The following is a 7152-nucleotide window of genomic DNA, read 5'->3' as shown; positions in this document are numbered from 1 at the left end:
TGCTGGCGGTGGGACGCATCCTGCGCACCGGCGCCAATCTGCTGCTGCTCGACGAGATTTCGGAAGGGCTCGCGCCGGTCATCGTGCAGGCACTCGCGCGCATGATCCTGATGCTCAAGGCCAAGGGGTACACGGTGGTGATGGTGGAGCAGAACTTCCGCTTTGCCGCGCCGCTGGCCGACCGCTTCTATGTGATGGAACACGGCGCCATCGTCGAGCGCTTTGCCGCCGACGAACTGCAGGACAAGATGCCGGTGCTCAATGAACTGCTTGGCGTCTGAACATTTTGTTTTTGGGACCCGCAAGGAAGACGAAGTGAAGCGGTGACGGCGCGCTGCGCGGCTGCCTCCAGGTCGGACGACCGGGCAGGGCTGCGCAACCACGTCGGCGGCGTTTGCTTGGTGGCGCTTTGCGATCGCAGGACGGGGGGCGTGAGGACGCCGCCACAACTCAGGAGACAAAACATGAAGATGACTCGGCTGGCTGTCGCAGTGGCGGCAACTGTCTTTGGCGCATATGCAGGGGGCGCTTCGGCGCAGGTATCGGGCGATACCGTGAAGATTGGCTACATCACCGATATGTCCGGCCTGTACGCCGACATCGACGGTCCCGGCGGCCTGGAAGCCATCAAGATGGCGATCGAGGATCACGGCGGCAAGGTGCTGGGCAAGCCGATCGAGCTGGTGTCTGCCGATCACCAGAACAAGGCCGACATCGCCGCCTCGAAGGCGCGCGAGTGGATGGACCAGCAGGGGCTGGACATGCTGCTGGGCGGCACCAATTCCGCGACCGGCCTGGCGATGAACAAGGTGGCGCAGGAAAAGAAGCGCGTCTATTTCAACATCGGCGCCGGCACGGCGCGCCTGACCAACGAAGAGTGCTCGCCGTACACGGTGCACTACGCCTATGACACGGTGGCGCTGGCCAAGGGCACCGGCAGCGCGGTGGTGAAGCAGGGCGGCAAGAAGTGGTTCTTCCTGACCGCCGACTACGCCTTCGGCCATTCGCTCGAGAACGACACCGCAGCAGTGGTGAAGGCCAATGGCGGCACGGTGGTGGGATCGGTGCGCCATCCGCTGTCGGCGTCGGATTTCTCGTCGTTCCTGCTGCAGGCACAGGCGTCGAAGGCCGACATCCTGGGCCTGGCCAACGCGGGCGGCGACACGATCAATTCGATCAAGGCGGCCAAGGAATTCGGCATCACCAAGACGATGAAGATCGCCGGCCTGCTGATGTTCATCAACGACGTGCACAGCCTTGGCTTGAAGAACACCGAAGGCCTGTTGATGACCGACAGCTGGTACTGGGACATGAACGACGAGACGCGCAAGTTCGCGAATCGCTTCTTCGGCAAGATGAAGAAGATGCCGAGCAGCCTGCAGGCCGCGGACTATTCGGCGATCAGCACGTACCTGAAGGCCGTGGAGACCGCCAAGACCGACGATCCGGACAAGGTCATGGCCGAGTTGAAGAAGATGAAGATCAACGACTTCTACAACAAGAGCTACATCCGCGCCGATGGCCGCAACATTCACGACATGTACCTGATGCAGGTGAAGGCGCCGGCCGATTCGAAGAAGCCGTGGGATTACCTGAAGGTGGCCGCGACGATTCCTGGCGACCAGGCCTTCACCACGGTTGCCGAATCGAAGTGCGCGATGATGAAGAAGTAACACCAGAATGGCCCCTTGTCCGGCAGCGGACAGGGGCGGGAAGACAAGCGCGGCGCGCCGGGTGCGACATGCCACTGGTTGCGACGCGCTTGCTTCCACTCCGACGCTGCGCAAGTGGCAGTCGGGCGACACACCTACAGGCAATCTAGCCCATGGATATCTTTGGAATTCCGCTTCCCGCCATGTTGTCCCAGTTGCTGCTGGGCCTGGTCAACGGGGCTTTCTACGCGATGCTGAGCCTGGGGCTGGCCGTGATTTTCGGTCTGCTCAACGTCATCAATTTTGCGCACGGCGCGCTGTTCATGCTCGGTGCGCTGCTGGCGTGGGCGGGCATGGAATACGCCGGACTGAACTACTGGGTGATGCTGCTGGTGTCGCCGCTGGTGGTGGGGGTGCTCGGCATCGTGATCGAGAAGACGATGCTGCGCTGGATCTACAAGCTCGACCACATCTACGGCCTGCTGCTGACGCTGGGCATCACGCTGGTGATCGAAGGCGTGTTCCGGTCGATCTACGGCGTGTCGGGCCTGCCATATTCGCCGCCCGAAGCGCTGCAGGGCGCAACCGATCTGGGCTTCATGATCCTGCCGAACTATCGCGCATGGGTTGTGGCCGCGTCGGTGGTGGTGTGCCTGGCGACGTGGTTCGTGATCGAGAAGACCAAGCTCGGCGCGTACCTGCGGGCCGGCACCGAGAACCCGAAAATGGTGGAAGCGTTCGGCGTGAACGTGCCGCTGATGGTGACGCTGACCTACGGCTTCGGTGTGGCGCTGGCCGCGTTTGCCGGCGTGCTGGCCGCGCCGGTGATTCAGGTGTCGCCGCTGATGGGACAGAATCTGATCATCGTGGTGTTCGCGGTGGTGGTGATCGGCGGGATGGGTTCGATCATGGGGTCGATCCTCACGGGCCTGGGGCTCGGCGTGATTGAAGGGCTGACCAAGGTGTTCTACCCGGAGGCCTCGGCGACCGTGGTGTTCTTCATCATGGTGATCGTGCTGCTGCTGCGTCCGGCAGGGCTGTTCGGAAGGGAGAAATGATGAGCGGGCAGACCGGTCAAACCGCTGTGGCGGTGCAAGCCAAGGGCTTCAAGGAAGGGACGGCTGTGCAAAAGAGGGTTCTCTACGGGCTGCTGTTGCTGGCGCTGATTGCCGCGCCGCTGGTGGGTGCGTACCCGGTGTTCGTGCTCAAGGTGCTGTGCTTCGCGCTGTTCGCCTGCGCCTTCAATTTGTTGATCGGCTTTACCGGCCTGTTGTCGTTCGGCCATGCCGCGTTCTTTGGCGGCGCGGGCTACGCGGCTGGGCATGCGATGAAGGTATGGGGCGTGACACCGGAACTGGGCCTGCTGTTCGGGACGTTGTCCGGCGCGGTGATCGGCTACGTGGTCGGTTCGCTGGCGATCCGGCGCCAGGGCATCTACTTCTCGATGATCACGCTCGCGCTGGCGCAGATGCTGTTTTTCATCTGTCTGCAGGCGCCGTTCACGGGCGGCGAGGACGGCCTGCAGGGCATTCCCCGCGGCAAGCTGTTTGGCGTGCTCTCGCTGGCCAACGATACGACGCTGTACTACGTGGCGCTGATCATCATCGTGGCCGCCTTCGCGCTGATCGTGCGCACGGTGCATTCGCCGTTCGGCCAGATCCTGAAGGCCATCCGCGAGAATGAGCCGCGCGCGATCTCGCTGGGCTACGACGTGGATCGCTTCAAGCTGCTGGCCTTCGTGATCTCGGCCGCGCTGTCCGGCCTGGCCGGCTCCATCAAGGCGCTGGTGCTTGGTTTCGGCACGCTGACCGACGTGCACTGGTCGATGTCGGGCTCGGTGATCCTGATGACGCTGGTGGGCGGCCTGGGCACGTTGTCCGGCCCGATCGTTGGCGCCTTCGTGGTGGTGGCGCTCGAGAACAAGCTCGGCGATATCGGATCGTTCCTGGCGTCGGTTACGGGCGTCAGCTGGTTCAACGCGCTTGGCGAGTCGGTGACGATGGTGACCGGCATCATCTTCGTTATCTGCGTGCTGACGTTCCGCCGCGGCATCATGGGCGAGCTGATTGCACTCACGAGCCGGAAAAAATAGCAAGCCCTGCGTGCAGATCGGGCAACATGCTCGATTTTGGGGCTAGGGTTATTGCTGACTTGTTTCAGACGCACCGCTTCGTTACATTGCTTATACGGTTTTCGCAGGTTACTTGGAGGCGGAAGCGAGGAGACGACAGGCGCGCACCCGGTGTCGGGTAGCAGCAGCCAACACGATAAAAGGCGTTGCCGGGTGATCCCCAGCAACGCCTTTTTTATTTGCGCCGGTCCACGACGTGTTTATGCCGGCATTTCATCGCCTTCCACGGGCGATGCTTTTCGTGCATGACCCGGCTGCAGGCCCCGTGCGACAATGCCGGCCTGCTTCCCGCGCGTCTCATGTTCACGATTTCCAATCCCTCAGAATCAACGCCGCCGCAGCGCTGGGTACGCCCCGCTGTGACCAAAGATGCACCTGTGGTCGACGCCTGGCTGATGCGTCGCGCCCCGCTTGGCGTCCCGGAGGCCCGCGCGCGTCGCGTATCGCTCGACGCGCTGCTCGACCAGGGCAGTCATGGCATTTGCCTGCTAGGCGGCACCAATGCGGTGCGCGACAACCTGGCCTGCCTGATGCCCGTCACCCTGATCCATAGCTTGTCCACAGGCGGCCGTATTGCAATGGTGGCGGAGTGGTGGCCGCCGGTATCGTCATCGGATTCTACGGATGCAGGGGAGCCGCCCGCGTTGGCGAGCGCACCGCGACCGCTGCAATCGCAACATTCGCCGCAATCGCTTCAATCTTCGGAATGGCCAGCGGAGACGTCCGTCCAGGCATGGCTGCAGGAATGCTGTGCCGTGCTGGCGGACTGGTGCCGTGCCCACGGCATCCGGCACATCGCCCTGGCGCAAGGTCTGGTGGATCCGGGCCAGCGCGCGCCCGATGGATTTCAGCGCGACGGCAGCGGCCTGTGGGTCCGCAGCCTTGTGCCCACACCGAAGTTTCTCGGGTAATGGCGCGGCCGCGGCCAGCCGAACCTGGCCGTCGACACGACTTGCCTGAATCCCTTCCCACCTTTCTGATGGTTCCAGCATGGAATTTGCGTTTCTGGCCGCGGCGGCCTTCCTGGCCGGCATGATTGACGCCGTGGCGGGCGGCGGGGGCCTCGTGCAGATCCCCGCGCTGTTTTCGACCTATCCAAACATGGCGCCCGCCACGTTGATCGGCACCACCAAGGTGGCGTCGATGGCGGGCACCTCCAATGCGGCGATGCGCTTTGCGCGCTCGGTCCGGATCCATTGGGGTGTCACTGCGCCGGCCATGATTGCGGCCTTCGTGTTGTCGATGGCCGGTGCGTGGACATTGACCAGGATTCCGGCCGACCCGCTGCGCAAGGCACTGCCGTTTGTGCTGCTGGTCCTGCTGGCCTACACCGTAGCGAAGAAGGACCTTGGCACCGAGCACGCGCCCTCGCTGTCCGGCGCACGCGAGCGCATTGCCGCCGTGCTGGCCGGTGCGGCGATCGGCTTCTACGATGGCGTGTTCGGGCCGGGAACGGGCAGTTTCCTGATGATCGTGTTCGTGCGCGTGTTCGGCTACGACTTCCTCCATGCCTCGGCTTCGGCCAAGGTGGTCAATCTTGCTACCAACCTTGCCGCGCTGCTGCTGTTGGCGGCCAAGGGCCACGTCTGGTGGCAACTGGGCATCGTGATGGCCGTGGCCAATGTCGCGGGCAGTCAGGTGGGCAGCAAGCTGGCGCTTCGGCATGGCAGCAGGTTTGTGCGCAAGGTGTTCATCGCCGTGGTTGGCGCGCTGATCATGAAGACCGCTTACGACGCCTTCCTGCGTTGAACCGATGCGACCGGATACGGGCCGGCGCCACGGCATTGCGAACATGCCACCGCGCCCCGCGCGCGCGCCGGTAGCCAGGACGCCGTAACCCGGACTGTTGTGCCGCCGCCGCTGCGGGTTAATCCCGCTTTTCGGATCAGATCGCTGTGTTAGACTCGATTCGCATTCCCGACCGAGCGGTCGGGTAATGCAACTGCGCAATTCCGGGGGTATCACGCGCAGGACGGGAAAAACGGGACGAACTTCGATGTTCCCGACACTGATCGGACGCCAGCGTTGCGTCTGCCAGAGAGCCTGTTGAACGGGCCGACAAAAAAACTGAAGGCATCCGGCGGCCGAAAGCCGACGGATGCCTTTTTCCGTTTCTGGAATCGAAGGAGACACTCTATGACGTTCAAGCGCGCCAGCTTGCTGGCTCTTGCTGCTGCCAGCCTGTTTGCCGGTGCGGCCAGTGCCCAGGTGAAAGTTGGGGTCACTGTTTCGGCCACCGGGCCCGCGGCATCGCTCGGCATCCCCGAAAAGAACACGTTCACGCTGCTGCCGAAGGAAATCGCCGGCAAGAAGATCGAGTACATCGTGCTCGACGACGCCACCGACACCACCACGGCGGTAAAGAACACGCGCAAGCTGATCAGCGAGGACAAGGTGGACGTGGTGGTGGGTTCCACCGTGACGCCGAATTCGCTGGCGATGGTGGACGTGGCCGCCGAGAGTGAAACGCCGATGATCTCGATGGCCGCCTCGGCCCGCATCATCGAGCCGATGGATGCCAAGCGCGCATGGGTCTTCAAGACGCCGCAGAACGATTCGCACATGGCCACGGCGCTGGCCGAGCACATGACCAACAACAACGTGAAGACGGTGGCATTCATCGGCTTTGCGGATGCCTACGGCGATAGCTGGGCGCAGGAATTCGCCAAGGTGGCGGAAATGCGCAAGATCAAGGTGGTGGCCAACGAGCGCTTTGCGCGCACCGACAATTCGGTGACGGGCCAGGTGCTCAAGATGATGGGCGCCAATCCGGACGCGGTGCTGATTGCCGGTTCGGGTACGCCTTCGGCGCTGCCGGCCAAGACGCTCAAGGAGCGCGGCTTCAAGGGCAAGATCTATCAGACGCACGGCGTGGCCAATCCCGACTTCCTGCGGGTGTGCGGCAAGGATTGCGAAGGCACATTCCTGCCGGCCGGTCCGTTATTGGTGGCCGAGCAATTGCCAGACAGCAATCCCGTCAAGAAGCCGGCCATGACGTACAAGACGGCATACGAGAAAGCGTTCGGTGGCCAGGTCTCGACTTTTGGCGGCCACGCCTGGGACGCCGGACTGCTGCTCCAGAACGCCATTCCCGAGGCGCTCAAGAAGGGCCAGCCGGGCACCAAAGAATTCCGCAAGGCGCTGCGCGATGCGCTGGAGCAGACCAAGAATCTGCCGGTGTCGCACGGCATCATCAACATGACTCCCACCGACCACCTCGGCATGGACCAGCGCGCGCGCGTGATGGTGCAGATCGTCGATGGCAAGTGGAAGTTGCAGAAGTAGGCCGGCGCTCGTTCGGCAGACAGGAGTTGGTCGCGCGGGGCAGGCGTAGCAACGCAGGGGCGCATGGATTGCCATGCGCCCTTT

General features: G+C 63.2%; 6 protein-coding genes and 1 pseudogene. All 7 read left to right on the top strand.

Going from position 1 to position 7152, the window contains the following annotated elements:
* Nucleotides 1–281 (top strand): annotated as a pseudogene (locus tag F7R19_RS24370) (ABC transporter ATP-binding protein); the annotation flags it as partial.
* Between the two features lie 183 nt (nt 282–464).
* Nucleotides 465–1673 (top strand): ABC transporter substrate-binding protein, encoded by a 1209-nt coding sequence (locus F7R19_RS24365; protein ID WP_150982283.1) that lies wholly within the window; start codon nt 465–467, stop codon nt 1671–1673.
* A gap of 152 nt (nt 1674–1825) precedes the next feature.
* Entirely contained in the window at nt 1826–2710 is an 885-nt protein-coding gene (locus F7R19_RS24360) for a branched-chain amino acid ABC transporter permease (protein ID WP_061953380.1), read from the top strand.
* A complete protein-coding gene (locus F7R19_RS24355) occupies nt 2710–3744 on the top strand; it encodes a branched-chain amino acid ABC transporter permease (RefSeq protein ID WP_061953382.1) in 1035 nt (344 codons plus the stop codon). Before F7R19_RS24360 ends, F7R19_RS24355 begins: the two co-directional genes overlap by 1 nt.
* 338 nt (nt 3745–4082) lie before the next feature.
* Nucleotides 4083–4694: a hypothetical protein gene (locus F7R19_RS30290; RefSeq protein ID WP_223505870.1), complete on the top strand. Its 612-nt coding sequence runs from the start codon at nt 4083–4085 to the stop codon at nt 4692–4694.
* A gap of 79 nt (nt 4695–4773) precedes the next feature.
* A complete protein-coding gene (locus tag F7R19_RS24345; RefSeq protein ID WP_150982282.1) occupies nt 4774–5532 on the top strand; it encodes a sulfite exporter TauE/SafE family protein in 759 nt (252 codons plus the stop codon).
* A gap of 387 nt (nt 5533–5919) precedes the next feature.
* Entirely contained in the window at nt 5920–7068 is a 1149-nt protein-coding gene (locus F7R19_RS24340; RefSeq protein WP_061953388.1) for an ABC transporter substrate-binding protein, read from the top strand.
* The last annotated feature ends 84 nt before the right edge of the window (nt 7069–7152 follow it).

It is taken from the genome of Cupriavidus pauculus, from assembly GCF_008801835.1.
Classification (GTDB): domain Bacteria; phylum Pseudomonadota; class Gammaproteobacteria; order Burkholderiales; family Burkholderiaceae; genus Cupriavidus; species Cupriavidus pauculus.
Note: the sequence above shows the minus strand (reverse complement) of the source record. Positions and strands in the feature narration are given on the sequence as shown.